The organism is Paenibacillus sp. MB22_1 (assembly GCF_047200555.1).
Classification (GTDB): domain Bacteria; phylum Bacillota; class Bacilli; order Paenibacillales; family Paenibacillaceae; genus Fontibacillus; species Fontibacillus phoenicis.
Genome location: NZ_JBLADV010000002.1, coordinates 647,501 through 672,817 on the forward strand (window position 1 = coordinate 647,501; position 25,317 = coordinate 672,817).

Sequence of the window (25,317 nt, forward strand, 5' to 3'; positions counted from 1 at the left end):
CAGCAACAGAATTCCGGCCGTCGAAACCAAACCGGCGAGCAGAACTTTTTTCCCTCCATACCGGTCAATCCAGAACCCCGCCAGCATGTTCCCTATCATATTGGTCAGGGAGTACATCCCCACGGCAAGCCCGATTTGAAACGAACTCGCCCCAAGGCTCAGCGCTAGAGGTCCCATAACCGGAAGCTGGATAAATAAATCCATAAAGCAGATGAAGACCAGGAGGTTGATGACCCATTTTGCATTTGGCACATTTGGCATTGTTGGCTTATTTGGCATGTCGTTCTCCTCAACCGTTTTCTTTTGAAAATTATACGATATAACCCTCCCGCAAAACCCCAAGCAATCGACCGGAATGATGGCAATCTTCCGAAATTTCAGGTTACGCAAAAAAAGAGGGCCGATCCCTGCTTCCGCAAGGAATCACCCTCAAAATGAATGGGGGCCAGGCCACCCCACTATTGACCCGAGCTCTCGGACGTCTCCGCACCCTCCGTTGTTACTCCGGACGCGTCGGATTCCGCGTTACCTTCAGTGCCCTTCTTCGCCGCTTCATCCTTCAACGCCTTGTCCAACAACGCTTGAGCCTCATCCTGCACTGTTTGCAGGGCTTCATCAATCGATTTCTTCTTCTCCTGAGCTAGCTTCATCTCTCGCTCCAGAATCGGCTGGTATTGCATATAGAAATCGTCTGGTATTTTCGCGTAGTCGCGGCTTGAATTCGAATCGAACTTCGGTTTCAGTTTATAGAAAGCCTCCAGGTTGACCCCGTTGTATTCGGTGGAAATCCCCATCCGGGACAGCAATCCGTTATTCAACGTTCTGGATTTGACCCTGGCGAATTCTTCACCATTAATAAACTTGATAAACTCCCATGCCGCATCCGCATTTGGCGAATTGGCCCGGATCGCGAAGATATCGCTAAAGTACAAAGACCGTGTCGTCTGAGGATCGGCAGGATCCACCGGCCCGGCAGCAACACCAAGCTGGAATGGCTTGTAATCTGTAATGACATCCTGAGCCTGCTTCATGTCTTGCAATAAGTAGGGGCTTTCCACAGACATAGCCACCCGTCCCATCAAGAAAGGCCGGCTCTTATAGTACTCTTCCATCGTCCCGCCTTGGAAGCCATTTTCGTCGGGAATATAAATCGCTTTGGAGTCAATTGCATCCATCGCCAGCTTATACGTTTGTTTCCAGGAATCCGTATTGATCGTTACCTTCATCGTGTCCGGATTCAAGAACTGCAACCCCTGGGCGGATGCAATGTACGAGGCCAGATTTTCCATCGACATCCCGTATTGCACTCCAAATCCATAGACGCGGGTATCCTTATCCCCTTCCGTTGGGAAGCGACGCGCCAAGTCGAGAATTTCCTGCCAGGTCATCCCGTCATGCGGAAGTTCGATACCATATTTCGCAAACAAATCGGCGTTATAAAAAATCGCGTTGCCGCTAAAGGTCGGAGCCAGCCCGTATAACTTGCCGCCGCCTTTCTCCTTCAGCAATTCGATGAGCGCCGGATAAATGCTCTCCGTATCATATTTATCCCGCGCGATGAACGTATCCAGTTCCATGAGCTTCCCATCATTCACGAATTTCTCGTAGTTGCTGGAGTCCAATAGGATGACGTCCGGCTGTTCTTTCTCGAGGAAATCAGAGAAGGCTTTCTCATAATCGATCTGCTCACCATTCGAGCTGTTGTAGATGCTGTTCATGTTGACCACTTCGATATTTACGTTCGGGTGCCCGATCGCGAATAAATCACCGTATTGCTGAAAAAAGTACTGTTCATCCCAAAACATGATTTTAAAGCTCGACGTTTGCTCCTTCTCCTGCGCAGGGCGGCTGGTACAACCTGCAAACAGCATGCAGGCCAGTACAATCAGCAGCCCCTTCATGAACTTGTCCCTCTTCATTACGACCTCCAAATGAATGTTTTTTAATGATGACTCTATGATAATAACGTATGTAAGTAGTGATAGTTTCATATTTTGGTAAAAAAAACCGATCCTCTTTGCAGCTACCTGCCTTGAGAATCGGTCTATAGGTGAGCGAGATCAGATTAGCTCAGGTTACCCGGAACGGATTTGGATACCCGGCCGGTTTTGACGTGTGCGGGCTGTGCCGCGGAACGGATGACCTTCATGCCTATCACCTCCTTGCTAGGGTGTACAGGAACTAGGCGCCCCCCAACGCCGTTAAGACAAAGCTTCGGAAGTAGGAGCCGTCGCTTCCCGCTGCGCTTGCAGCCAAATCGTGCGCAAGGTCTTTTTGATTTGACGTTTCTCATAAGAGCAAGGGCGATTCCCCGTCCGCATCCGGTACAGCGGGCAGTGGTTCCCTTGGCAGGCCGGCCGGAAGAAACAAGCCTGGCATTTCTCATCCGTCTCCTCGCCGGAAGTCGTCCACAGCGCCAGCTTGTCAACATCGAGATCCATCGTGCCGTCCTCATAAATCCGGCCTAAGCGGTTATTGTCCTGCTCCAGTGCAACCGAGCACTTATACAGCATACCGTCCGATCCAACAATCAAGGAGTTGGGCTTCGCCGCATAACAAACCGCTCCCGTTGGCAGCAAAATATCCGAGATAAACGAACTGACCGTAAGCCCTTCAGCGATCGCTTGCTCGTTGAAAGCCCAAATGCTGCGATCTTTCGTTCGCTCATCGCATACCGGCAGATTGAGATCGTTCTCCCCGCCCATACACCCAACGGGGCGAAAATAAACTTTAAACCGCGGATCATCCCCAAATAAATCGCGCAGCACCGGGATGAACCGGGAAACCTCCTCCAGATTGCTGTTATCGAAGTTCACGCGCAAATTGATTTCAAACGGCCGGTCTACCTCTTTTAATGACATTAAATTATTTACGATGGTTTGGTAGGTGTCCCCGCCTCCGTTCAGGCCGCGGCGGGCGTTGTGCGTTTCGCCTTCTCCATCCAGCGTCACCATAAATCGCTCCACGCGAAGATCCAGCATCTGCTCGAATCTGTCACGTGTCAAATAATATCCGTTTGTCGACATTTCCGCGCTGTATACCGCTCCGTTTGCCTCGCAGGCGGCCATGAACGAACGGGATAATCGTTCAATGACATGCGGGACCAACAGCGGCTCTCCGCCGTGCCAGCTGATCGTCAGCTGCTTCAGCGTGCGGGCGCGCTCAGCCATATAAGCCTCCAGCCCCCGGATCACCTCCTCGCGCATCGTCGCCCGAGGAAACGATTCATAACAATACGTGCAACGGAAATTGCACGCCTCCGTCACCAGTAATACCAGATGCATCGCATCCTGCACATGCATGGATTGATGCAGGAACAAGGCACGCCGCAATTCGTCCGTATCGCCGGGGACAAGGAATCCCTGTTCAATCAGCGATTCGTACAGCGGAGGCGCAGGTTCAGGAACGGGCGCGGCCGGGGTCAGCCACTCCAGAACCTGATTCCGTTCGGCAGGCGAACAGGCGGCAATCGCCCCGGTGTAGCTGTTGTACAGCATCAGTCCGCCGTCATCGGTTTCGCTGTGCGCATTAAAGCGCGAAGGCTTCCACTGTAACGCATCGTGATTCATGTGTTCTCCATCCTTTTTATGATGATATTTAACTATCGAACCCTCCGGTCCACCGCCCTATGATGAAGAAAACGCCGCTGGTTTGCCATGATTCTCGTCACTTTTGTGATCGCTGGCCGCAAAAAAATCCCCGAACCCACCCGCGGATGTCCGCAGATGTGCTCAGGGATAGGAAAAGGAATTGGTGTAAGCTCTCTATGCGTTCTGATTTCTATTCGCTTTCGTTTAACAGCCGGATCAACTCGTTCTCGTCTTCGATGACCGGGATGCCCAGCTCCTGGGCTTTCGCCAGCTTGCTGCCGGCCTTCTCGCCGGCGATGACCAGATCGGTCTTCTTCGATACACTGCCGGTCACCTTGGCGCCCAGCGCCTCAAGCCGTTCGGTTGCTTCGTCCCGGCTCATCTGATGCAGCGTGCCCGTCAGCACGACCGTTTTGCCGGAGAAGAAGGAGCCCGTCACCGGTGCGGCCGACTTAACCGGAGCCTTCGGCGAAACGCCAAGGTCCAGCATTTTGCGGATGCCCGCCTGATAGAACGGATCGGCAAAGAAGTTCACAATGCTGTCGGCCACAATCCCGCCGATGTCCGGCAGAGCCGTCAGCTCTTCCGTAGTGGCGGACATTACCGCTTCCAGGCTGCCGAAATGATCGGCCAGCACCTTGGTCGTCGATTTACCGGTGTTCGGAATGCCCAACGCGAACAAGAAGGAAGCCAGATCGCGCCCTTTGCTCACCTCGATCGCCTGGAGGAGTTTGTTGGCTTTCTTTTCGCCAAAGCGCTCCAGCTTGATTAGGTCATCAAACGTCAACGTATACAGATCAGCCGGCTCCCGAAGGTTCAGCTCATCGTGCAGCTGCTCGGCGGTTTTCTCACTGAACGTCTCAATATCCATGGCGTCCCGGGAGGCAAAATGCGTAATCCGCGCCACAATTTGCGGTTTGCAGCCCAAGCGGTTGTTACAGAACAAATGCGCGCCCCGCTGCTCCAGCGGTGTACCGCAGGCCGGGCAAACCTCAGGGTAGATGATCTCCCCGCCTTCCGGTTCATCCGGCACTTTGCCGAGAATTTCCGGAATGACATCGTTGGACCGACGGATGAATACGCGGGTGCCCAAAGCGTACTTCAAGTTTTTGCGTTCGATATCGCCGATGTTGTTGAGCGTACAGTTTTGGACGGTGACGCCGGCCAGCTCCACCGGTTCGACTTTGGCCAGCGGCGTGATTTTCCCGGTTCGCCCGACGTTCCAAGAGACGGACTCCAATATCGTTGTCGTCTCTTCCGCTTCAAATTTGAAAGCCACCGCCCAGCGCGGGAACTTGTCCGTATATCCCAGCACTTCGCGTGTGCGCATATCGGTGATTTTGATGACGGCCCCGTCGATGAGGTAATCGAGGGTCGGACGCTTTTCCACGATTTCATGAAGCGCTCCGATCACCTTGTCAAAGCTGTCATGGTAGGTGACATAAGGGTTCACCTTGAAACGATTCTCCTTCAGGAAGGCCATCATTTCCCGATGATCCTGGAATTTCAGGTTGTCCGAATACCCCACATTATAGAAAAATGCATTGAGCTTCCGCTCCGCCGTTGTCCGCGGGTTCAAGTTGCGCAAAGCGCCGGCAGCGGCATTCCGGGCGTTCTTCAGCGGCTCCGCTGCCGTCTCGTTATATTTGGCGAGCACCGATAGATTCATGATGCCCTCGCCTTGCACCTCGATCGTCCCTTCGCGGTAAGGAATCGTCAGCGGCACGGATTTGATCGTTTTGACTTGGGGCAAGATCCCCTCGCCCACAACACCGTTCCCCCGGGTCGCCGCCTGAACAAGGTGTCCATCGGTATAGGTGAGATTGAGCGTCAACCCGTCAAATTTCAGCTCGACCACGTAGGTCGGATCTGGCAGCGGTGTAGTTGGGTTTTTGCTGTTGTAGTCGGCGATCAGCTTGAGAACCCGGTTGTTCCAGTTCAGCAACTGCTCTTCGTTTTGCGCTTTGTCCAAGCTCCACAGCGGAGCCAGATGGCGGTGCGGCTTGAAGCCCTCCAGCAGTTCGCCGCCTACGCGCCCCGTCGGCGAATCAGGCAGGGTGATCCCCGTCTCCGCCTCCAGCGCGGTCAGTTCATCATACAACTGGTCGTATTCTTTGTCGCTGATGATCGGCTCGTCCAAGGTGTAGTAATGATAGTTGTAGCGGTTCAGCTGCTCAACGAGCTGCTCCATCCTTTGCATCGCATCCATGCAGGGACAACCCTCCTTCATGCAGGTATGTTATGTATAGCAACGGAGGAACCCGATTGGGTTCACTCCGTAGGTTAAGCGATTGGGGCAAGTGCACTATGTGCCGCCCATGATCTTAAGGGTATTTTTTACCGCTATTTATCGGGAATACGCTAGTTTGCGGGGAATAAGGGAAAAATATGGCGCTATCCCTAGCCAATCCAAGCAAATCTGGGCCATAGGAGCAAAATAAGAACATAAAATGGTCTTATTTCACGAGGAAGGCCCGATTCAATGATCATAAGGACATAAATTACCCTTATTTTCTACTGATGGAGCCCACCCCACCTCTATTCTCCTCAACCTTCCCCGGATTGAGGCAAATATACTCGGTTATCCGCCATCGGTCACTCGCCGTCGGTCACCTTCGTGATCGGAGCGAATCCGGCCAGCAGCCGCTTGACCCCCACCGGTGCGGGGAAAGCGATCTGCAGCTCCGTGTCGTTGCCGGTGCCTTTGATGGCAACGACCGTGCCCACGCCCCACTTGGCGTGGGCGACCTTGTCCCCGGCGCTGAAATCGCCGGGGGCGGTCTTGGCGGCGGCTCCTGACGCGCCGCCGCCGGTCACGGTCACGCCGCTCCGCATCGGAGCGGCGGTGCCGCGCCCGGCCGGTCCGCTAGGCGCAGCAGCGGACCGGCCCCATGGGCCGCCGGCCGCGTCCGTGGCCGGGCGGCCGAAGTTGCCGCCGCCGGCGCTGCTGAAGCCGCGGCCGCTGTAGGCGCCGCCCACGCCGGCGCCCCGGCCGTAGCGGTCGCGCGGCACGCGACCGCCGTCCTCCTTGAGTTCCTCGGGGATTTCATCGAGGAACCGGGACGGCGGATTCGCCGTCGTGCGGCCGAACAGCGTGCGCATCTGCGCGCACGAGAGGTACAGCTTCTCCTCGGCGCGGGTGATGCCCACGTACGCCAAGCGGCGCTCTTCCTCCAGTTCCTCGTTATCGAGGAACGCCCGGCTATGCGGGAAGACGCCTTCCTCCATGCCGATGATGAACACGACAGGGAACTCCAACCCCTTCGCGCTGTGCATCGTCATCAGCACAACCGCGTCGTCGTTTGGTTTCTCCGCGTCACTGTTATCGTTCATGCTGTCGATATCGGCGATCAGCGCCAGATCCGTCAGGAAGGAAACCAGTGACTTGTCTTCATTATTGTTCTCGAATTCCATCGTAACGGAGAGGAACTCGTCGATGTTCTCCAGCCGCGAGCGTGCTTCGAGCGTATTTTCATTTTGCAGCTCCAGCCGGTATTGGGTGACTTCCAGCAGCTTTTCCGTCAACTCCGTAACAAACAAATACGGGACCATCTGATGCAACCCATGAATCATGTCAAAAAACTCAACCAACGCATTCCGCGTCCGCCCGGCAAACCCCAGATCGTCCACAACCTCAAGCACGCGGTAGATCGACGTCCCTCGCTGCGCTGCAGCATCTGCCAGCTTGGCCACGGTCGTATCGCCGATGCCCCGTTTGGGCACGTTGATGATCCGCGTCAAGCTGATATCATCATCCGGGTTGGACAGCACGCGCAGGTAGGCGAGCAAGTCCTTGATCTCTTTGCGGTCATAGAACTTGATACCGCCCACGATCTGGTACGGGATATCCGATTTGATCAGAATTTCCTCGATGACCCGGGACTGCGCGTTGGTCCGGTACAAAATCGCATGATCGCGGTAGTTACGCCCGCTTTTGACGCTATTATGAATTTCCGTTGTAACAAAATACCCCTCGTCATGCTCCGTTTCCGCACGGTACACCTTGATCTTGTCCCCGCCGGCCTTGTCCGTCCACAGCTTCTTCGGCTTGCGTCCGGTGTTATGTCCAATGACTTCGTTGGCCGCGTTCAGAATCGTCGACGTGGAACGGTAGTTCTGCTCCAGCAGAATCGTCTTGGCCTCAGGATAATCCTTCTCGAAATTCAGGATATTGCTGATATCCGCCCCGCGCCAACGATAGATCGACTGGTCGCTGTCGCCAACGACGCAGATGCGGTGATGCTTGTCCGCGAGCATCCGGCACAGCATATACTGTGCACGGTTCGTATCCTGGTATTCGTCCACGTGGATGTATTGGAATTTTTTCTGATAAAAATCGAGCACATCCGGCGCTGCTTTAAACAATTCGATGGTCTTCATAATCAGGTCGTCGAAGTCCAGGGAGTTGTTTTGGCGCAGCTGTCTCTGGTATTGGGCATAAATCTTCGCCACGATGCCTTCAAAATAATCGCCGATCTTCTGCTCATACTGCTGCGGCGTGATCAATTCGTTCTTCGCTGTGCTGATGGCCGCTTGAACCGCCTTCGGCTCAAATTTCTTCGTGTCGATGTTCTGTTCTTTCATGCAGTTGCGAATGACCGACAGCTGATCCGTGGAATCCAGGATGGAGAAGTTGGAGGTGAACCCGATCCGCTCAATATCCCGCCGCAAAATGCGTACGCACATCGAGTGAAACGTAGACACCCAAATGTCCCGTCCCTCCGGACCGCCTACTAATCGAGATACCCGATCCTGCATTTCACGGGCGGCTTTGTTCGTAAACGTAATCGCAAGAATCGCCCACGGCGGAGCTTTGCGCGTTGCGATCAGGTAGGCGATGCGGTGCGTTAGCACGCGCGTCTTGCCGCTGCCTGCGCCGGCCATAATCAGAAGCGGCCCTTCGGTCGCCTCAACGGCTTGTCTTTGCTGCGGATTCAGGCGGCTTACCGCCTCTTGTATGTTCACAGGTTGCATCAAACTTGCTCCTTCCATAGAAACATCTTCTTATCGTCATTGTGCACCTTTATTTCTTAGCGGTATCCTTCACCGCCGCTACCGTTTCCAGCGCCCGCTCCAGATTATCGTACACCGCGTTGCCGACAACCACCGTATCGCTCACGGCAGCTGCGCGGCACGCCGTTTCCGCATCCACGATCCCGCCGCCATAGAATAGATGGGCTTGATCCAGTGTCCGCCTTACGTCCGCTACTAACTCAAAATCTCCGATCTGCCCGCTATATTCCAAATAGACAATCGGAAGCTGAAGCAAACGATCCGCCACTTGGGCGTATGACCGGACTGACACCGGCTCCAATAGGGCTTGCGCCTTCGTTACCTTAGCGACCGTCGCCTCCGGATTGAGCACGAGATAGCCTTCCGGCACGAGCATTTCCCAAGGAATCAGGTGCCCGTACTGCTCGATTGCCTTGGCATGATGCCCGATGATCCAATCTTGATGTCCTGCATTCAGCACGATCGGAATCATATAAAGGTCGAATCCCGGTACGACCGCCTCAAGATTGGAAATCTCCAACACGCAAGGAACCTCAAAGCAACGCACGCGAGACAGCAGGTCCACCGTATTGTCATAGGTCACCCCGCTCGATCCGCCGATCATCACAGCATCTGTCCCCGACAGACACACCGCTTCCAGTGACCGATCGTCCAGCTGACGGTCGGGATCCAGCTTAAACACATGCCGCCAGCCAGATATCATCTGCTTCAATTTCCATTCCTCCAACGATAAATTCAGCAGAAGGACCGCGAAAAACGGGGCTTTTCGCTCCGCCCCGCTCTCTCATCCATCTGATATATGACTACTGTTCATGACTAGATTTCCAGTTCTGTTTCTAGTCTATGTTACCGGGGGTACCCTGTCAATGTTCGCGTCCGATGCGAACACAAAAACGCCGCAGTTCTTGCGGCTCTATGATGTTCCTTATAACCTTTTTGGCGCCTCTTTGCGCGATTATCCCTTTCGTTCAGACGGGTGAGGTCTAGCTGGTGTGATCATAGAGGAGATCTTGTAGATGAGGCTGACTGGAGAGCGGATCACTTCCTCACTCCCTGATGCAAAGGGATAATCTTGAGAAGAGAGCGGACGACCTGCAACCTCTATGAGATCCCCTTCATGATACGTTTTTTACCACGCAAATCCGTTTACTAAGGACAGCATTCCCGTGTTTTTTGCCAAATCTGCCTCCGTCAAAAAGTCAGTGTAGAACCCGTAAGCCCCCATCCTTTTGAACTTGGCCATGGTCTTCAGGTCGTTAATCGTATGGATGTAAGAAGGCACGCCAATCCGGTTGAGCTCCTCGATCAGCTGTGCGTTCGCCCTGTTATCCGACATGGTGACGGCTGCGAGATGCTTATCCTCCGCAAAAGCCACCACTTCCTCGTCGGTATCATGCGTTTGATATAACGTAAAAATCACCGACTCAAACGGATAAATCGCTTGGACCGGTTCCCACATTTCGCGGTTATAGATTTGCGGCACCACCCGCTCCAAGAGCTCTGGGTCCTTCGCCTTGGCCTGATCAACGATCTGGGTAAAAATCTGTTGAATTTCTTCCGGGCTGGACTGCTTGGTATCCGTGATGATATACACATCCGGGTACTGCTCCATCAACTCCAGCACATCGTCCCAATCCAACGGCTCGTACACACCTTGAATTTTCGCCGCCTTAAACTCGGCGTAGCTCAGAACCGCACCTTGTCGATCCGCTGCCAACTCGTCCTCCTGCCCTAATTGCCGGGTGAAGCTCTCTCCCCACTCATGACGCGCCACGAGTCTGCCTTCACTGCTGAGCAGCAAATCGACTTCAAACACGCGGAAGCCTTGATCATAGTTTACGAGAAAGGCGTCATAAGTGTTCGTATACGTCAGACCTTCGATCCCGCCCATAGCGTGCGCGACCATACGATGGGCTCGAAAGCCATCTTCCTCCGACTTTGGCGTCTCCGGCAGCCAGCTTAGCGCCAGCAGCACGATGCCCAAGATCAGCAGGAGGTTGTAGAAAAGTTTATTTTTCATGAGTATATGATCCTATTCTACTTGGAGGTGTTCGACCTAAAAAATGTCGTTTATTGTCAATGGTCATTATAGCATATCTCACAACGTCATAGAGTTCCGGTAGATTCAGGAATACGGTTGACGAATGCGCACATTTTCTTTATGGTCTTTCTATGCCAAACCCCTATGGAGGACATTATGGAGAGAAAGACAAAACTGGAAGAGATTGAAGCGCTTCGCGGGATCGCCTTCTTAGCGGTCGTGCTGCAGCACGCCATTGCCGGCTTGTTTGTTCAACCCGACATGTCGCCGTTATCCGTCGGCTTAGGGACAACCTTTCTGGGATTGATTCGGTTCGCTGTACCGCTCTTTGTGTTTATCACGGGCGTGGTGTTGTTTTATAATTACGACCGATCCTTTCAATATGGACGTTTCTTAAAAAGAAGAGGGCAGCAGGTCGTCCTCCCCTATCTGTTTTGGACGGTCTTCTACTATATATGGGTGAGTCTTCGCAGCGGAGATGCCGTTTTCATCCATTTGAAGGACCTTCTTCATGTGCTGGAGCTGGCTCTAACGGGAAAAGCCTCGTATCACTTGTGGTTTATGGTCATGATTATCCCGTTCTATCTGCTGTTTCCCGTGTTCCGCCTGTTTCTGTCCGGTAAGCGGCCGGCTCCGATGAACCTGGCTGTAACTTTAGCGTTCCTGGCAGCCAACTTGTTCTTGTTGGAGGCGCTGGCGAAGGGCGTTTTTCAATCGGATCAACCTATCCTGAACACCCTCTATCGCTACCTGGACCGTAACTTTCTGTTCTGGACGTTTTATTTTGTATTGGGAGGATTAGTCGGCTTGTACTATGAACGCTGGAAAAAAGCCGTACGCTCCCTCTGGGGCATCAGCCTTGCGCTTACTGTACTTTTCTTGATCTATATAGGCACCAAAATAGCCGCCATCAACCAAGGCGCGGCAGCTGGCGACTACCTGGCTAGTGCCAACGTTACAGGGCCGCTTAAGCCGCTGATGCTGTTGGCCACGCTCGCGATGCTTCCGTTTCTTTTTTATGGGGTACAACGCCTGCTCACCCGGCCCACCAAGGCGGGACTCGTATTAAACCTCATTGGCAAATATTCCTTTGGCGCCTATCTGGTGCATGCCTTTATTTTGCGATATACAAATCTACTAGCTTTGAATTATCTCGGCGGCCTTGGCGTATACGCTCAAACTCTGATTTCATTTATCCTGTGCGCCTGTGTCAGCATAAGCTTGTGCATCAGTTACCGCAAAATGAGGGGGCGTTGGCGGAAGGTTCCTGTTGGCACGGATCGAGGAATGGCAGGGTGAGGGGTTGATATTTCGATTTTCTTCGTTAAATAAGACTAGCCTGGAATTTAACCTCCTTGGTTAGTCTTTATTTCTAGTAAGTACGCGCGCAAAGCGTCACGCCAAGGGCGTAAATCCTGCAGTCCGTTGGTACGTATAGCCATATGATCCATGACCGAATTTCGAGGACGAGGAGCTGGACGCGGAAACTCCTCAGTCGTACAGGGCTCTACTTGCACCGCGTAATTTTCACCAAGAATCTTTAACGCTTCCTCAAAAATAGCCCTTGCAAACTCATACCACGTACATTCTCCTAAATTGCTGGCATGGTATATCCCATATTTTTCGGTTTGAATCAATTGCACCAGGAACGCTGCTAAATCAACGGTATAGGTAGGTGAGCCCTTTTGGTCATTTACCACGTGAAGGGTTGGCTTCTCTTTACCAAGCTTAAGCATGCTATATACAAAATTATGGCCATGGATGCCGTACAGCCACGAAGTTCGCACAATAAAAAAGGCGGATGATAAGCTTTGAACCAAGATCTCTCCGGCTCGTTTCGACTTCCCATAAACACTTTGCGGATTGGTATTGTCGTATTCCCGGTAAGGAGAACTGTTTGTTCCATCAAAAACGTAGTCAGTACTGATATAACAAAACTTCGCCTTCACCCGCTCTGCAGCTAACACCATGTTTCGTGTTCCTACGGCATTCACCGCATATGCCGTATCGATATCGTTTTCCGCTTGGTCCACCGCAGTATACGCCGCACAGTGAATAATAGCTCCCGGTTTCAATTTTTGCACAAGTTCCAGGCACAACGAGAAATCGGTAATATCCAACGAATCCCGATCGCTCTTCAAGACCTGATGGCCTGCGTTCTCCAGCAATCTCACGATATCTTGGCCCAACTGCCCGCCGGCTCCGGTTACGAGAACTTTCATGAATGTTCACCCATGCGATTCTTGTATTGTTTGGTGTAATAGTCCTGGTAAGCCCCTGTTTGAATTCGGGTCCACCATTCTTTGTTGTTCAGGTACCAATCGATCGTTTCCTGAATCCCATTTTCGAAGGAATATTTGGGCTTCCATCCTAATTCTTTCATGGTCTTGGAAGAGTCGATCCCATATCGCCGATCATGCCCAGGACGATCCTGAACAAACGTGATCAAGGATTCCGGTTTGCCGAGTTGTTTCAATATTGTACGTACGATCTCCAAATTGGTCCGTTCGTTATATCCGCCGATATTGTAAACTTCACCGTTACGCCCCTGATGTATGACCAGATCAATCGCACTACAGTGATCTTCAACGTAAAGCCAATCTCGAACGTTCATTCCATCCCCATAAACGGGGAGCCCTTCGTCAGCCAACGCCTTTGAGAGCATGAGTGGAATCAGCTTCTCCGGAAACTGGTAAGGACCGTAGTTGTTGGAACATCTCGTGATATTGACCGGAAGGCCATAGGTTACATGATAAGCCCGCACCAGCAGATCACCGCCGGCTTTGCTCGCCGAGTAAGGGCTGTTTGGCATGAGCGGCGTCTCTTCCGTAAAAAGCCCCGTAGCCCCCAGCGAACCGTACACCTCATCCGTTGAAATTTGCACAAATTTGGACACCTTATATTTTTTAGCTGCGTCCAGAAGAACTTGAGTCCCTAACACATTGGTTCTAACAAATACACTTGGATCTGTAATGCTCCGGTCTACATGTGACTCAGCTGCAAAGTTAACGATGACATCAATCCCTTGGCCGATCAAAGCGTCCATTATGGCGATATCCGTAATATCAGCACGAACAAACGAATAATTCGGATGATTCTCCACGGACTGAAGATTTTCCAAATTACCTGCATAAGTCAGGGCGTCCACATTCACCACACGGTAATCCGGATGATGCTTCAACATATACCTTATAAAATTGCTGCCGATAAATCCGGCACCGCCGGTCACAAGCAATTTCATGTTCCAACAAGCCTCCTATTCAAAGTGTCCCCCTTAAAATCCTAGTTCCGCGTACTTGAAATCCGGATGCGACCGATCTTTATCCGAAAGCACAGGGTCACTAACCGGCCAATCAATTTGCAGCGAGGGATCATCCCAACGAATGCCGCGATCATACTCTGGCGCATAAAACTCATCAACTTTATAAAAAACCTGCGTGTTTGGTGTTAACGTACAAAACCCGTGGGCAAAACCTTTGGGGACGAATAACTGGCGTTTATTTTCCTCGCTGAGGATGATACCAATCCACTTTCCGAATGTGGGAGATTGACGTCGAAGATCAACCACTACATCATAGATCGCTCCTGCTAACACGCGAACCAGCTTCGTCTGGGCTTTGGGGGGCAGCTGATAATGCAGTCCGCGAATGACACCTTTCTCCTTCGATAAGGAGTGATTATCCTGAACAAACCGAACTTGTAGACCAAGCCGTTGAAGGATTGCTTCATTATATGTCTCCATAAAATAACCCCGGTGATCCCCGTGCACGATTGGTTCAAGCAAATAGAGACCCTCTAGTTCCAAAGGTGTGACTTTCATCGCCTGGGACCTCCCAACAGGACATAATGTAAAGATCCATCGTGTGAATGATGCTAAATACATTATAGTCAGACGATGATTTGCCCGTTACGGCGATGATAGGATATAGGCTGATCACTCCGACACAAATGAAAAAACCGGTCTCTCCTTTAAGGAAAGGCCGGCTTTTTGTTAGTTTAAGCTATCCAAGACAATCTCTGACATATATTTAATTAACTCATCGCGAAGCTCCGGATTTTCGAGGGCGTAGTGGATCGAAGTCTTGATGAAGCCCAACTTCTCGCCGACATCGTGGCGGGTGCCTTCGAAGTGGTAGGCCAATACTCGTTCAGTTTCGCCGAGCCGCGAAATGGCGTCGGTTAACTGGATTTCTCCGTTAACTCCAATGCGCTGGTTGTCCAGGATGTCAAAAATCGCGGGTGTTAAAATATAACGTCCCATAATCGCCAGATTGGATGGGGCTTGGCCAACCTCTGGCTTTTCCACCAGTTGCTTCGCCTCGTAGACGCGATCCCGAACCGCCACCGGATCAACGATCCCGTAACGGGATACCTCATCCCAGCTCACCGGTTGAACCCCTACGATGGAAGCCTGATGTTCACTATATACATCGATCATCTGCTTCAGGCAAGGGACTTCCGACTCCACAATATCATCGCCAAGCAATACCGCGAAGGGCTCGTCACCGACGAACTTGCGCGCACACCAAATGGCATGTCCAAGACCTTTTGGTTCCTTCTGACGAATGTAATGAATATCCGCCATTTCCGATGATTTGCGGACCTCTTCAAGCAATTGGTACTTGCCCTTCTCGTTAAGGTTATACTCTAGTTCAAATGAAGCGTCAAAGTGGTCCTCAATCGCCCGTTTCCCTTTACCGGTTACAATAATAATATCCTCGATCCCCGAAGCCACGGCTTCCTCTACAATATATTGAATCGTCGGCTTATCGACGATGGGCAGCATTTCTTTGGGCATGGCTTTCGTGGCAGGCAGGAAACGCGTTCCCAGCCCGGCCGCGGGAATGATGGCTTTGCGGATTTTCATGAAATTGTGACTCCCTCGTTCTTAAATGATCTATCTAGTATCATTATATCATACTCCAAGTTGACGGTTAGCAAAAAAGACCCGGGGATTCCCCCGAGCCCGACTTAAGGCACAAGATATTTTATTTCTTAGAAACAGAACGAAATTAATGAGTCCAAAATCTCCGCCATGTGAAGCGCTGAGGAAGCTCTTCCTCGTTTCGGATCCGATTCCCCGGTTCCGGCGTGTGCAGGAAACGTTCCGTGCCGAACTCGATTTTGCGGTATTCTTGTTCGCCGTCAATTTCCAATTGTCCGTGTACACGAGTCACGACTGACTGCATCTCGAGGAAACCTTCAAACATCACCTTCACCCTCCTAAAGGTTTGTGAAAACTACGGCACAAGCGAGATTTAGACGGGGTTCAACTTACAATCGTCTAGTTTTTCAACGCGATCTGAACATCGCTAAAACCCGCTCTACAACTCGCTTGTTTACGCTTTCATTATAGCATATCGACAAGATTTTTATAAGCGATAAAGAAGGGTTATCGCCTCTTTGAACAGCGAATTCACAAACGTTCCACAAGTTGTATTTGATAGGAAAACAGATGTCTTTGCAGGGTGTTTTTCTTCAAGATTCTGGAATTTTTAGGATTGACTTTTTGTGTCACAAAATATTATATTTATTGTGTGGCACAGAAAGTGAGGTGGGTAAACTGAGCCCACGAACAGGGCGGCCAAAAGCGGAAAGTCCCAAGAAATACATTATCAAGGCACGTTTTGATGAAGAAACTTATAACGCCTTAATCGCTTACTGTGACAAGCATCAACTTACCGTCACCGAGGCGATACGGCTGGGGATCAAGAAGCTTTTGTCCGAACAAAAGTAAAGGGAAGCGGCGCAATCTCGCAAAAGAACCCGCCACTTCCCCCCAGAGGCAACCCTCCAAAGGAAGGCCGCATAAATATGCTACCATGTGCTGCCCTCCCTTTCAAGGCGCTGCCTCTCTATCAATAAGGAGGATGCGTATGAGTAGTCTGATTGAAGAGCTTTATACCGGGCATATTTTGCCGGACGAAATGATTGTCTCCCGAGATCCGAAGTATCGTCCTCTATGCCGGCAAATCTCGGAGCTTACGGAATCATGGCGTAAGAAGCTGACCGAAGAAGAATTTAGCGAACTGGAATACCTGATGGATCTGCAGGCACAAGCTAACGACATGCATTCGATGGCAGTGTTTAAATACGGTTTCAGGCTTGGCGCCTCCCTCCTCACGGAAGTACTCACCGGTACAGATGAGCTTGTCCGGCATCCTTCCACCCCTTAAATCTCGCAAACCTTGGAAGATAGGAGCGAATCGGATGAGTACGAGTAATGTTGGGCTCCTCTGCAAAAAAGTTCGCAAACGTGTATATTTTGTATCGATTGTGATACAATGAAAGTAATTATTTAGGAGCCGTGCTTACAGGGCACGGCTCCGGGCAATAGCCGCTTTTAAGGGCGGCAGGCTGTGTAGGATCTCAGTACAAATAGACCGATTCCTTTGCCGAGGGCGGTCTATTTGTGTTTATGGAAGGGAGCCCCCTACGGTATAACTACCGCGAACTACGGGGACTCCCTTCGTTTTTTATTTTACCAACTGTCCGCGCGTGACACCAAGCTGGTTGGTCGCTTTGAGGGTTTTCCATACCTGGGTGCCGCTGATTTCTCCACGCAACGCTTTGTTGTAGAGGTCGATGACCTCATGCACCTGCTCCGGCGTTTCTTCGAGGAACTCAACACGGTATTTGGACACGCCCAGCTCGAGAAAATGATTCAGATACTCCGCGCCCGACTGTTCGATGGCGTTGTACACCGTGTTGCGGCAGCCTTCGTCCACGCGGACAGGGTGGGACATGCCGATCCGGTCCTGCAGGGAAGCGCGGTGCTTTTCACACGGGCGGCCGCAGTTGGTGTAGTCCGTTCCTTCACTGAGGAAGGTGCAGTACACGCAGTGCTCCGTATGGAACATCGGCAGATGCTGATGGATAACGATCTCCATGTCGGCCGTGGGGCTGACCCGGAGCAGATCGACCATCTGCTGGATGTTCAAGTCGTAGGACGGCGTCACCACGTCGCAGCCGACCTCCAGGAACAGCTCGGCCGTCAGGTGGTTGGCGATGTTCAGCGAAAAATCGCCGATCAACCGCGGATGCACGGCCGACGGGTTCTCTTGCCGGTGGCGCAGGTAGTAATACAGCGCCCCGGTGTTGCGCACCAGCACCGCGTCGGGCTGGAGGCGCAGGATGTTGTTGTGGTAGCCGTTTTCGCCCGGCATGTGGATGCGCGGCGTCGCCAGCGCGATTCTAGCTCCGGCTGCGCGAACGGCTTCAACTGCTGCCGGGAATTGCTTGATAAACTCGAAGTCGGCGTAGATGAACGATACGCCGGCTTCCAAGGCAGCCTGCACCTGCGGCAGGCTGCGGCACAGCGCGGCGAGCTGCGCTTCGCCGTGCTTCACGGGCGCCGCGGGCCCGCGGCCCTGCGCCTGCTGCGGTTGCCCCGCAACCGCAGCGGCTGCCGCCGCCGGCGCCAGCGGCGCCGAAGACGCCCCGCCCACGGCTGGGGCGTCCAACACCCCCGCCGCCCGTGTGCGCGTCCACACGGGCGGCTTCGGCCGCTCGGCGACGAGCAGCTCCACCGCCCGCCGGCGGATGCTGTTCAGCTCTCGAATCGGCAGGATGACGTCGCCATAAAGCTCCGCATCCAGCTTCTCGAGCTGAAACACCGTGCCGCCGAGACGCCCGAACTGCTCTTCGAGCAGAGCGGCGTCCATCGGCCGTTTTTGCGCGACCTCGAGCTCGAGCTCCGAGTCGACTTGCACCGTCGTTCCCTTCTGGACATCCGTCCAGAAGGTATTCAGCAGCCCGCCGGCGTGGCCCACCGCCCGCACATGCACCGGGAAGACGCGGTACGGCTTCTCGGTCTCGTACGTCTGGCGCAGCCGCTTGTCGAGCGCCGGGTCGTTCGTCTTCCAGATGCGATCCCCGACGTGCACGCGGCGCAAATCCACGTCATTACGTCCCGGCACGATATCGACGATCCAACCCTCTCCGGCTTCGCCTTCCTGCTTTACGCCTTGACGGCGCAGGTCGTAGACGCGGCCGCCTTCTTCTTTTTGCGTCGGATCCCCGGCATCAAACACAATCCCGTCCCCGCGCTTCAGCGGCGCCTCCAGCTTGCAGACGACGCCGTCGCGCAGCACCTTCTCTACGCGGCCCAGGTACACGCCCCGGCTTTTCGGGAACGTCCCGTCGACCAGCTTCTTATTGTTCGTCCCCTCCAGGAAGCCATGCGTAAAGCCGCGCGAAAAGCTCTGCTGCAGCTCACGGATCTCCTCCTTTGACGGACGCGTATCGTCCCCGTCAAAATAACGGTCAATCGCCTTCCGATATTTGCTCACCACGTTGGCAACGTACTCCGGACTTTTCAGCCGTCCTTCGATCTTAAAGGAGGTCACGCCCGCCTCAATCAGCTCCGGCATGATGTCGATCGCCGCCAAATCCTTTGGCGACAACAGGTAGGCGACATCGCCCATCGGCTTCTGCTCCCCATCGACGATCAGGTCGTACGGCAACCGGCACGCCTGCGCGCATTCGCCGCGGTTGGCCGAGCGCCCGCCCCACATTTCTGACGTCAGACATTGGCCAGAGTAAGACACGCATAGTGCCCCGTGCACGAACACCTCCATCGGCAGCTTCGCCTGTTCCCCGATGACTTTGATTTGCTTGAGGTTATTTTCCCGGCCGAGCACGACGCGCTCCAAATTCCACGGCTTCACGAACTCCACCGCTTCCGGCGAAGTGATCGTCATCTGCGTCGAGCCATGAATCGGAAAATCCGGCGACAACTCGCGGATCAGCTTCACCAACCCGAGGTCCTGCACAATAACCGCATCCACCCCCGCGTTGATGCACGCCTCAACCAACTCTTGCGCATCCCGCAGCTCGTCCTCGAACACAAGAATATTGAAGGTCAGGAACCCCTTCACCCCATAGCTATGCAAAAAAGCCATAATCTCCGGCAGCTCGTCCATCCGGAAATTGTTCGCCCGCGCCCGGGCATTAAACTTCTCTACGCCAAAAAAGATCGCGTCCGCTCCGTTCGCCACCGCCGCCCGCATGCAATCCCAATCGCCGGCCGGCGCCAGCAGCTCCACATCCTGCCGCGTTAACGTCGTCTTGCTCATGTATGTCCTCCCAATCCGGCCGCAGCCGGCGTCTATTCTACTTGATTGCAAAAATTCAAATTTAAGCGAATTATCAACTTATATATTCTAGCAGACATTGCCCGTGCACTCTAGCTTTTCCATCCATTCGCAAGGAAAAACATGGGGCCAGCCCTCAGGGTCCTTACGCCCCTTCTCAGGCCTCTTTTACACCATTATCCCTTTCGTTCAGAAAAGGGGATCAAGAGAGGGGGCGAAATTAGGTAGCCTTGTCCGCGCAACCTATTCTCTTTTTGCAAGTATTCTCTGTCCCCAAGCTCTGACGCAACGGGATAATCATCAAAGAGAGCCCCAAACACACCTCTCCTATCCGAAGCCAAGCCCACCCTTGTCTCACCAAAAAAAGAAGCCAACAGTAGCCTCAGCTCCCATTGACCTCATGATATATATTTAACCGTTTCACTTCGCCCGCGACGCATGAATGATTTCTGCCGCCTGGCGGATAATTTCATCCAATGACGCTTCATCTGTGGCATCGTACTCATCGATATTCAGCCGCAGCACCGGGCAGGCATCAAACTCCTCGATCCACTTCGCATACCGTTCATGCATATGCTCCCAGTAGGAGACGTCCGTCTGAATCTCCATTTCCCGGCCCCGCAGCCGGATCCGATTCAGGATGGACGATAGATTCCCTTCCAGGTAAATAAGCACGTCTGGATGCGGAAAATACGGCGTCATCACCATCGCCTCAAACAAGCTGGTGTACGTCTCGTAATCTGTCTTGGACATCGTGCCTTGATCGGCATGCATTTTGGCGAAAATCCCGGTGTCCTCGTAAATCGAACGGTCCTGAACAAACCCGCCGCCCGCTTCAACGATTGCCTTCTGCTCTTTAAACCGCTCCGCCAGAAAATAAATCTGCAGATGAAAGCTCCAGCGCTCGAAATCCTGATAGAACTTCTCCAGATACGGATTGTTATCGACCTTCTCCATCGAAGTGCGAAAGCCAAGCCGGGCAGCCAGCGCAGTGGTCAACGTGGATTTACCAACGCCGACGGTACCTGCTACCGTGATTAAGGCGTCTTTAGGGATGTGCAATTCATGACTCATCTTTTATAAGTGCTCCTTTATCTTCACAACGATCTGCTCAAAATGCTCCGGATGCTCCACAAAATCCAGCATATTGCCATCAATCGTAATCACGACCGTCTCCGGTTCACGCGTTTGAATCTGCGTAATCGCCGTTTCATAATCCTCGATCAGCCGCTCCAGGTAGCCGGGATCGATGTCCTGCTCAAAGCTGCGGCCGCGTTTTTCGATTCTCTTTAACAAGGTCGCCAGTTCCGCCTGGATATACACAATTACATTCGGTTTTGGCAGATCGTCGGTCAGCAGATGATAAATCTGCCGGTACTTCTCCCGTTTGTCCCCTTGCAGCGTCCGCTGGGCAAAAATCCAGTTTTTATAAATATGATAGTCCGACACGACCGGCAACCCCCGGGACACATAGTTTTTCACCGTATCCTCCAATTGCTTATACCGGTTGCACAAAAAGAACATTTCCAGCTGAAACGCCCATTCCTCGATATTTTGATAAAACTTGTCCAGGAACGGATTCTCCTCCACGATCTCCTTCAACAGCGGAAAATCAAACCGCTCAGCGAGCATCGTGGCCAGCGTGGTTTTTCCGGCTCCGATGGCGCCTTCCACGGCGATAAACGGGCATGGCTTCTTCACTTGAGGATCCTCCCACATCTCACTTGCCTGAAAAATAGACTAGAATATTGTATCACAGAATTCAGGCAAACGGCTTTTTCATTTTAAGTAGGCTAGTAGAAGAGAGGCGATAAATGATTTAGAGAAAAAGGTATTTATGGTTTGAGCTTACAGGAAATTTTGAAGTTATGTCGAATTACTGTATGGATGAACCTATAGGAGGTAAGCCGATGAGAAGAAGAGGAATCGTTCGAGCACTGGATGAACTCGGGCGTATCGTATTGCCGATTGAATGGAGAAGGGTATTAGACATCGAGGAAAAGGATCCGATGGAGTTTTTCATTGACCCCGATTCTCGATGGATCATGATTCGTAAATATCAATCTCAAGCCTGCATGTTCTGCCAGACCCTGGATAACCTGCTCTATTATCATGAAAAATTTATTTGTCCCTCTTGCATCCAGGAGCTTCGTCTTCAGGCTACCCTGGAACTCAGCTCACCACCTGCCTCGCCGGGAACAGAGGAGGTTGCGGTAACCGCATCCGCAGAAAATAGGGGGCCGGGTCGTCCCACCAAGGATATCGCTGCAAGAAAACGAGGTCGAAAACGCGGTAAAGCCTACGAACGGCTATTGGAAGCCATGCGCACCCACCCCAACTCCACACAGAGCGAATGGGCCAGAAGGATAGGCATTTCCCAGAGTCGGGTGAGTCAACTACTCCAGGAATTAAGACAATCCGATTCAGCTATGAAAACGAAGAAACAGGATGGCCAAACCTAAAAAGCTCCTCCCTCTAGGGAAAGGAGCCATTAGTCCGAATACAATTAATGCGTCACGAGCGGCCTGAAATCATCCCGACTCGACAGATCCGCATGGTAAAACGCCACATCCCCATCCTTCAGCGTGAAGCGCCGACCGTAAGGGTCTACAACGCTCCGTGCAAATCCTTCCATGCCAGTCCACTGGTTCATCAGCGGCGCGCGGATATATTGAAGATATGGCTTCTCCGTCTCCCCGTTTCGCACCGTCTCGATGTTGAAGTTCACCACGATATACCCTTTTTTCAAAAAGATCTCCGACCGATCCGTCAACCCGCCATGCGTCCGTCCATACTCCGCTACGTTCGTCCCCGCCGGGACGGCGTAAAGCTCAGCTGGTAGGCTATATTCGCCATACCATCGTTGCACTGCGGCATTAACCCGAGCTGGATCAACGCCCGCAGGAATTCCCGTCTTCGGACCGATCAGCGTGCGGACGCCCTCCGGTAACCGCAGCAGGCTAAAGCTGCCGACGGGTGTTTTTTGCATCGACTGCTTCTGGATAAACCGCTGCACGAACTGGCTGCGACCAATCCCGGCTATCTGGTCAAACGTGTAGTCGTGATCGTATTTGTAAAGCGCTGTATCCGTCAACTCTTCCATCGGCACATTCCGCAGACGATCATTCAGAATCACGTAGCGCTGCACCTGATCCAGGGCTGACCCAATCCGAACGTAACTCCTGTTCCCGGTATGGTAATACAGATCGACGGGCTGACGCTTCCCGCTTACGGCGTCGATGAAATCAAACGAGGGGGTAATCACAATTTGATCTAAAGGCCCGAACATATTCCCTTTCGTTTTCAGATCAAACTTGAAGTGGTATCCCGTTTTGATGACCGCGTTTTTGTACAGCGGATGGCTTCCGGGGCGGATCGGCAGCGTATACTGCGGCGTATTACCTCTTGGCGCCCCATCAATTCCGTTGAGCCCAACCCAGTAAACGGCCCCTGTGGGCACCGGACTTCCCGGAGCCGTCCGAAACACACTTTCCCAGTTGTAATCGGCGATATCCGTCACGTTAAGATCGAACACCCGCCCAATCACGTCAACCGGCACCGTGCCATAAGCGATATGATGGGTGAGGTTCAAGTTGGCGTTCGTCTGCTCCGTCGCTCCGGCCGGCGCATTATGCGCGATGGTGCGGAACTCCACGGTATAGAACCCTTCATCCACCCAAACGGGCAGGTAGAAGTCAAACTGCTCCCGAGCCTTGTCGACTTCAATCCAGGTATTTTTGGGATAAAATCTCGCTTTCGCCCCCTCATAGACATCAAACGGGAAGCGAACCTGCTTGCTGCCGATATACTTCAAATAGTCCCGGTTGCCATACCCCAGGTAATTGGCATGCTGGCCGCTGTTTGGCATCGTGACGGTAAACGGCCGGTCCAAAATCACCGCCGAACGCCCCGCCGCCGGCGTCGTCTTCTGATTGTGCGCCTGGTCGTCGGAGACGCCGGGGTACATCACTACAGGTGTATGTACGGTCACACTGTTGATCCCGTAAATAGGATAGCTTTTGTCGGAGCCGCCATTAATGTTGCCGCTCATCAGCCCGTAATAGATCGTGCCAGCGCTAGGTTGGTCCGCCTTATTCGTCTTGCTGGTGGGGATCACATGACCTGGACTGTACAGCACGTTTTCGTTGATCTGCGGCGCTGCTGGGATCTGACCCGGCCGTGCTCCCGATCGGCTCGTTTCAGCACCATTCATAATGGTGTTTCCGTTGAATATCAGGGTGTCATTCTTCACTTTCACATCTTCTACGCCACTCTCAGCAAAAGAACTCAAATCCTCCCCGCTTGGATCAGGTCTCTCCTCCCCTCCTGACATACTGCCCGGCGGTGCTTCTACCGGATTTTCCGGATCCGGTGGCGTAAACCCATGTGAAAGGTCCGTTGAATATGTCGGTGGCGTGTACCCTGAAGGCCGTATCCGAATGCCATTGCCTTCAAAAGCGTAATTTAGCAATGCGGCCTCGTTAATTTGATACACTTCCAGGTTATCGATCACCCAAAAAGAGTATGGACGTTCAATCGTGTACGATTTCGTCACGGTTTCCGTGTCCGTTTGCGGATCCGGCTCCTTATAGGTTGTGCCATCCGGCCCTTCCACCTCTTTGCCTGGATCCCACGTTAGCGTGTACTCACGTTTTACCGTAATCTCAAAGGTACATTTCCCGGCCATCTCTACAAATTTATTTTTCGATAAGTAGCTTTTGGCAAAGACATTCCCATAAAGACTTTCGGAAGTCGGAATCCCATCCAACACATTAAATCGCTCAGCCCCGCGACTATCTGCTTTAATAACTGCGCTTACTGCAGGATCATTTAAGGGAACATCAATGACATTGCCGCTTGGGGCTGGTTGAGTGCATTGGCCGCCAGGGGGAGGGTCTGTAGGATTCGGCGTGCCTCCCCCACCGGTTCCTACGGTTATTGTGGCTGATCCGTATAACCAGTAAGGTCCTTTTTTCCATTGGGCTGTGATTATGGCGGTTCCTTGTGATTTCGCGGTCACTTTTCCGTTCCCATCAACTGTTGCCACGCTAGCGTTACTGGACGACCAAGACGTCTCGCTAGCTGATGTAACATCAAACCATTTATCGCTCCAGTCAGACATGTTGTACTCCAACGTGTTAACTTGAGCCTTCAATTCCTTGGTTTGGCCTACCGCCAACGTAGCATTATCCAACACGCGCATTCTCTTTTTCTCAACTACATAGCCCTTGAATTTAACAAACATAGGGATATAATATTCCGCCATAAATTTATCTTCGCCATCATACCGGGTCGCGTACTTGTACTTGTTGCTAACGATTAAAGGATATCCAGTCGAAACTTTGATTGTTGCATTAATGCTCCCTTGATTAAATACTGGTTTAGCTCCAACCGGCTCATAACTATCCTCATCTCTCCACTCCATATCTTCGATGGACAAATCTCTAATATATGATTTTAAGAACTTATTACCAAGAACATCCTGCATAGTTTCTGGAGTATATGAAGTCAAGTCAAGAGTGAAATCGATTCGTTTTTTTAAGGGCTCAGCACTGGAGCCTCGACCATGTGTACCCGT

The 25,317-nt window shown here is 52.4% G+C and carries 19 protein-coding genes (1 of these 19 running past the window's edge); 3 read left to right on the forward strand and 16 right to left on the reverse strand.

Translation table 11 applies throughout. The features are described from left to right. From ACL02P_RS14845 to ACL02P_RS14875, 7 genes are all read right to left on the reverse strand, one after another. Positions 1–279, reverse strand: partial view of an MFS transporter gene (locus tag ACL02P_RS14845; protein WP_260070890.1) — the beginning only. Its footprint begins 960 nt before the window's first position; the window shows 279 of its 1,239 coding nt (coding positions 1–279); it begins with the start codon at positions 277–279; its stop codon lies beyond the left edge, outside the window. Positions 280–458: 179 nt separating this feature from the next. Next, positions 459–1,919 (reverse strand): ABC transporter substrate-binding protein, encoded by a 1,461-nt coding sequence (locus ACL02P_RS14850; RefSeq protein WP_036645378.1) that lies wholly within the window; start codon positions 1,917–1,919, stop codon positions 459–461. Positions 1,920–2,201: 282 nt separating this feature from the next. Further along, entirely contained in the window at positions 2,202–3,569 is a 1,368-nt protein-coding gene (locus ACL02P_RS14855) for a radical SAM protein (protein WP_412837562.1), read from the reverse strand. Positions 3,570–3,780: 211 nt separating this feature from the next. Further along, positions 3,781–5,799: an NAD-dependent DNA ligase LigA gene (ligA, locus tag ACL02P_RS14860; protein WP_412837563.1), complete on the reverse strand. Its 2,019-nt coding sequence runs from the start codon at positions 5,797–5,799 to the stop codon at positions 3,781–3,783. Positions 5,800–6,185: 386 nt separating this feature from the next. Further along, the gene (pcrA, locus tag ACL02P_RS14865) at positions 6,186–8,564 is read right to left on the reverse strand and encodes a DNA helicase PcrA (protein WP_412837564.1); all 2,379 of its coding nucleotides are present in this window, start codon (positions 8,562–8,564) and stop codon (positions 6,186–6,188) included. A gap of 49 nt (positions 8,565–8,613) precedes the next feature. Beyond that, positions 8,614–9,315 carry a heptaprenylglyceryl phosphate synthase gene (locus tag ACL02P_RS14870; RefSeq protein ID WP_412837565.1) on the reverse strand — a complete coding sequence of 234 codons (702 nt, stop codon included), beginning with the start codon at positions 9,313–9,315 and terminating at the stop codon, positions 8,614–8,616. Positions 9,316–9,732: 417 nt separating this feature from the next. Next, on the reverse strand, positions 9,733–10,623 hold the full coding sequence (locus tag ACL02P_RS14875; RefSeq protein WP_412837566.1) for a phosphatidylinositol-specific phospholipase C/glycerophosphodiester phosphodiesterase family protein: 891 nt from the start codon (positions 10,621–10,623) through the stop codon (positions 9,733–9,735). 177 nt (positions 10,624–10,800) lie between these two features. On the opposite strand from ACL02P_RS14875, the gene ACL02P_RS14880 reads away from it, so the two are divergent. After that, positions 10,801–11,943 carry an acyltransferase gene (locus ACL02P_RS14880; protein ID WP_412837567.1) on the forward strand — a complete coding sequence of 381 codons (1,143 nt, stop codon included), beginning with the start codon at positions 10,801–10,803 and terminating at the stop codon, positions 11,941–11,943. Positions 11,944–11,990: 47 nt separating this feature from the next. Here the strand turns inward: ACL02P_RS14880 and rfbD are convergent, their stop codons facing one another. The 5 genes from rfbD to ACL02P_RS14905 all read right to left on the reverse strand — a co-directional run bounded on the left by rfbD (position 11,991) and on the right by ACL02P_RS14905 (position 15,854). Beyond that, entirely contained in the window at positions 11,991–12,866 is an 876-nt protein-coding gene (gene rfbD, locus ACL02P_RS14885) for a dTDP-4-dehydrorhamnose reductase (RefSeq protein WP_412837568.1), read from the reverse strand. Then, a complete protein-coding gene (rfbB, locus tag ACL02P_RS14890) occupies positions 12,863–13,885 on the reverse strand; it encodes a dTDP-glucose 4,6-dehydratase (protein ID WP_412837569.1) in 1,023 nt (340 codons plus the stop codon). Before rfbB ends, rfbD begins: the two co-directional genes overlap by 4 nt. Before the next feature lie 33 nt (positions 13,886–13,918). Then, positions 13,919–14,464, reverse strand: coding sequence for a dTDP-4-dehydrorhamnose 3,5-epimerase (gene rfbC, locus ACL02P_RS14895; protein WP_412837570.1), 546 nt, complete (start codon positions 14,462–14,464; stop codon positions 13,919–13,921). 171 nt (positions 14,465–14,635) lie between these two features. After that, positions 14,636–15,511 carry a UTP--glucose-1-phosphate uridylyltransferase GalU gene (galU, locus tag ACL02P_RS14900; RefSeq protein WP_412837571.1) on the reverse strand — a complete coding sequence of 292 codons (876 nt, stop codon included), beginning with the start codon at positions 15,509–15,511 and terminating at the stop codon, positions 14,636–14,638. Between the two features lie 145 nt (positions 15,512–15,656). Then, the gene (locus ACL02P_RS14905; protein ID WP_036645370.1) at positions 15,657–15,854 is read right to left on the reverse strand and encodes a hypothetical protein; all 198 of its coding nucleotides are present in this window, start codon (positions 15,852–15,854) and stop codon (positions 15,657–15,659) included. A gap of 666 nt (positions 15,855–16,520) precedes the next feature. On the opposite strand from ACL02P_RS14905, the gene ACL02P_RS14910 reads away from it, so the two are divergent. Then, positions 16,521–16,820 carry a DUF6809 family protein gene (locus ACL02P_RS14910; protein ID WP_016314083.1) on the forward strand — a complete coding sequence of 100 codons (300 nt, stop codon included), beginning with the start codon at positions 16,521–16,523 and terminating at the stop codon, positions 16,818–16,820. A 300-nt stretch (positions 16,821–17,120) separates the two neighbouring features. Here ACL02P_RS14910 and ACL02P_RS14915 read toward each other — a convergent pair whose 3' ends face one another. The 3 genes from ACL02P_RS14915 to ACL02P_RS14925 all read right to left on the reverse strand — a co-directional run bounded on the left by ACL02P_RS14915 (position 17,121) and on the right by ACL02P_RS14925 (position 21,440). Then, positions 17,121–19,721, reverse strand: a complete 2,601-nt coding sequence (locus ACL02P_RS14915) for a DUF3656 domain-containing U32 family peptidase (RefSeq protein WP_412837572.1) — start codon at positions 19,719–19,721, stop codon at positions 17,121–17,123. A 438-nt stretch (positions 19,722–20,159) separates the two neighbouring features. Continuing rightward, positions 20,160–20,813: a deoxynucleoside kinase gene (locus ACL02P_RS14920; protein WP_009225404.1), complete on the reverse strand. Its 654-nt coding sequence runs from the start codon at positions 20,811–20,813 to the stop codon at positions 20,160–20,162. 3 nt (positions 20,814–20,816) lie between these two features. Next, positions 20,817–21,440, reverse strand: a complete 624-nt coding sequence (locus ACL02P_RS14925) for a deoxynucleoside kinase (protein ID WP_412837573.1) — start codon at positions 21,438–21,440, stop codon at positions 20,817–20,819. Positions 21,441–21,649: 209 nt separating this feature from the next. Between ACL02P_RS14925 and ACL02P_RS14930 the strand changes: the two genes are divergently transcribed. After that, positions 21,650–22,201: an AbrB/MazE/SpoVT family DNA-binding domain-containing protein gene (locus ACL02P_RS14930; RefSeq protein WP_412837574.1), complete on the forward strand. Its 552-nt coding sequence runs from the start codon at positions 21,650–21,652 to the stop codon at positions 22,199–22,201. Positions 22,202–22,245: 44 nt separating this feature from the next. On the opposite strand, the gene ACL02P_RS14935 is transcribed toward ACL02P_RS14930, so the two are convergent. Beyond that, positions 22,246–24,942 carry a DUF5704 domain-containing protein gene (locus ACL02P_RS14935; RefSeq protein ID WP_412837575.1) on the reverse strand — a complete coding sequence of 899 codons (2,697 nt, stop codon included), beginning with the start codon at positions 24,940–24,942 and terminating at the stop codon, positions 22,246–22,248. Positions 24,943–25,317 lie beyond the last annotated feature (375 nt).

What these genes read in the sequence shown, in the direction of transcription:
- ACL02P_RS14930 (WP_412837574.1), top strand. Translation starts at nt 21,650, where the DNA reads ATGAGAAGAAGAGGAATCGTTCGAGCACTGGATGAACTCGGGCGTATC.
- ACL02P_RS14875 (WP_412837566.1), bottom strand. Translation starts at nt 10,623, where the DNA reads ATGAAAAATAAACTTTTCTACAACCTCCTGCTGATCTTGGGCATCGTG.
- ACL02P_RS14880 (WP_412837567.1), top strand. Translation starts at nt 10,801, where the DNA reads ATGGAGAGAAAGACAAAACTGGAAGAGATTGAAGCGCTTCGCGGGATC.
- ACL02P_RS14850 (WP_036645378.1), bottom strand. Translation starts at nt 1,919, where the DNA reads ATGAAGAGGGACAAGTTCATGAAGGGGCTGCTGATTGTACTGGCCTGC.
- ACL02P_RS14920 (WP_009225404.1), bottom strand. Translation starts at nt 20,813, where the DNA reads ATGAGTCATGAATTGCACATCCCTAAAGACGCCTTAATCACGGTAGCA.
- ligA (WP_412837563.1), bottom strand. Translation starts at nt 5,799, where the DNA reads ATGGATGCGATGCAAAGGATGGAGCAGCTCGTTGAGCAGCTGAACCGC.
- ACL02P_RS14910 (WP_016314083.1), top strand. Translation starts at nt 16,521, where the DNA reads ATGAGTAGTCTGATTGAAGAGCTTTATACCGGGCATATTTTGCCGGAC.
- pcrA (WP_412837564.1), bottom strand. Translation starts at nt 8,564, where the DNA reads ATGCAACCTGTGAACATACAAGAGGCGGTAAGCCGCCTGAATCCGCAG.
- rfbD (WP_412837568.1), bottom strand. Translation starts at nt 12,866, where the DNA reads ATGAAAGTTCTCGTAACCGGAGCCGGCGGGCAGTTGGGCCAAGATATC.
- ACL02P_RS14935 (WP_412837575.1), bottom strand. Translation starts at nt 24,942, where the DNA reads ATGCGCGTGTTGGATAATGCTACGTTGGCGGTAGGCCAAACCAAGGAA.
- galU (WP_412837571.1), bottom strand. Translation starts at nt 15,511, where the DNA reads ATGAAAATCCGCAAAGCCATCATTCCCGCGGCCGGGCTGGGAACGCGT.
- rfbB (WP_412837569.1), bottom strand. Translation starts at nt 13,885, where the DNA reads ATGAAATTGCTTGTGACCGGCGGTGCCGGATTTATCGGCAGCAATTTT.
- ACL02P_RS14905 (WP_036645370.1), bottom strand. Translation starts at nt 15,854, where the DNA reads ATGTTTGAAGGTTTCCTCGAGATGCAGTCAGTCGTGACTCGTGTACAC.
- rfbC (WP_412837570.1), bottom strand. Translation starts at nt 14,464, where the DNA reads ATGAAAGTCACACCTTTGGAACTAGAGGGTCTCTATTTGCTTGAACCA.
- ACL02P_RS14855 (WP_412837562.1), bottom strand. Translation starts at nt 3,569, where the DNA reads ATGAATCACGATGCGTTACAGTGGAAGCCTTCGCGCTTTAATGCGCAC.
- ACL02P_RS14915 (WP_412837572.1), bottom strand. Translation starts at nt 19,721, where the DNA reads ATGAGCAAGACGACGTTAACGCGGCAGGATGTGGAGCTGCTGGCGCCG.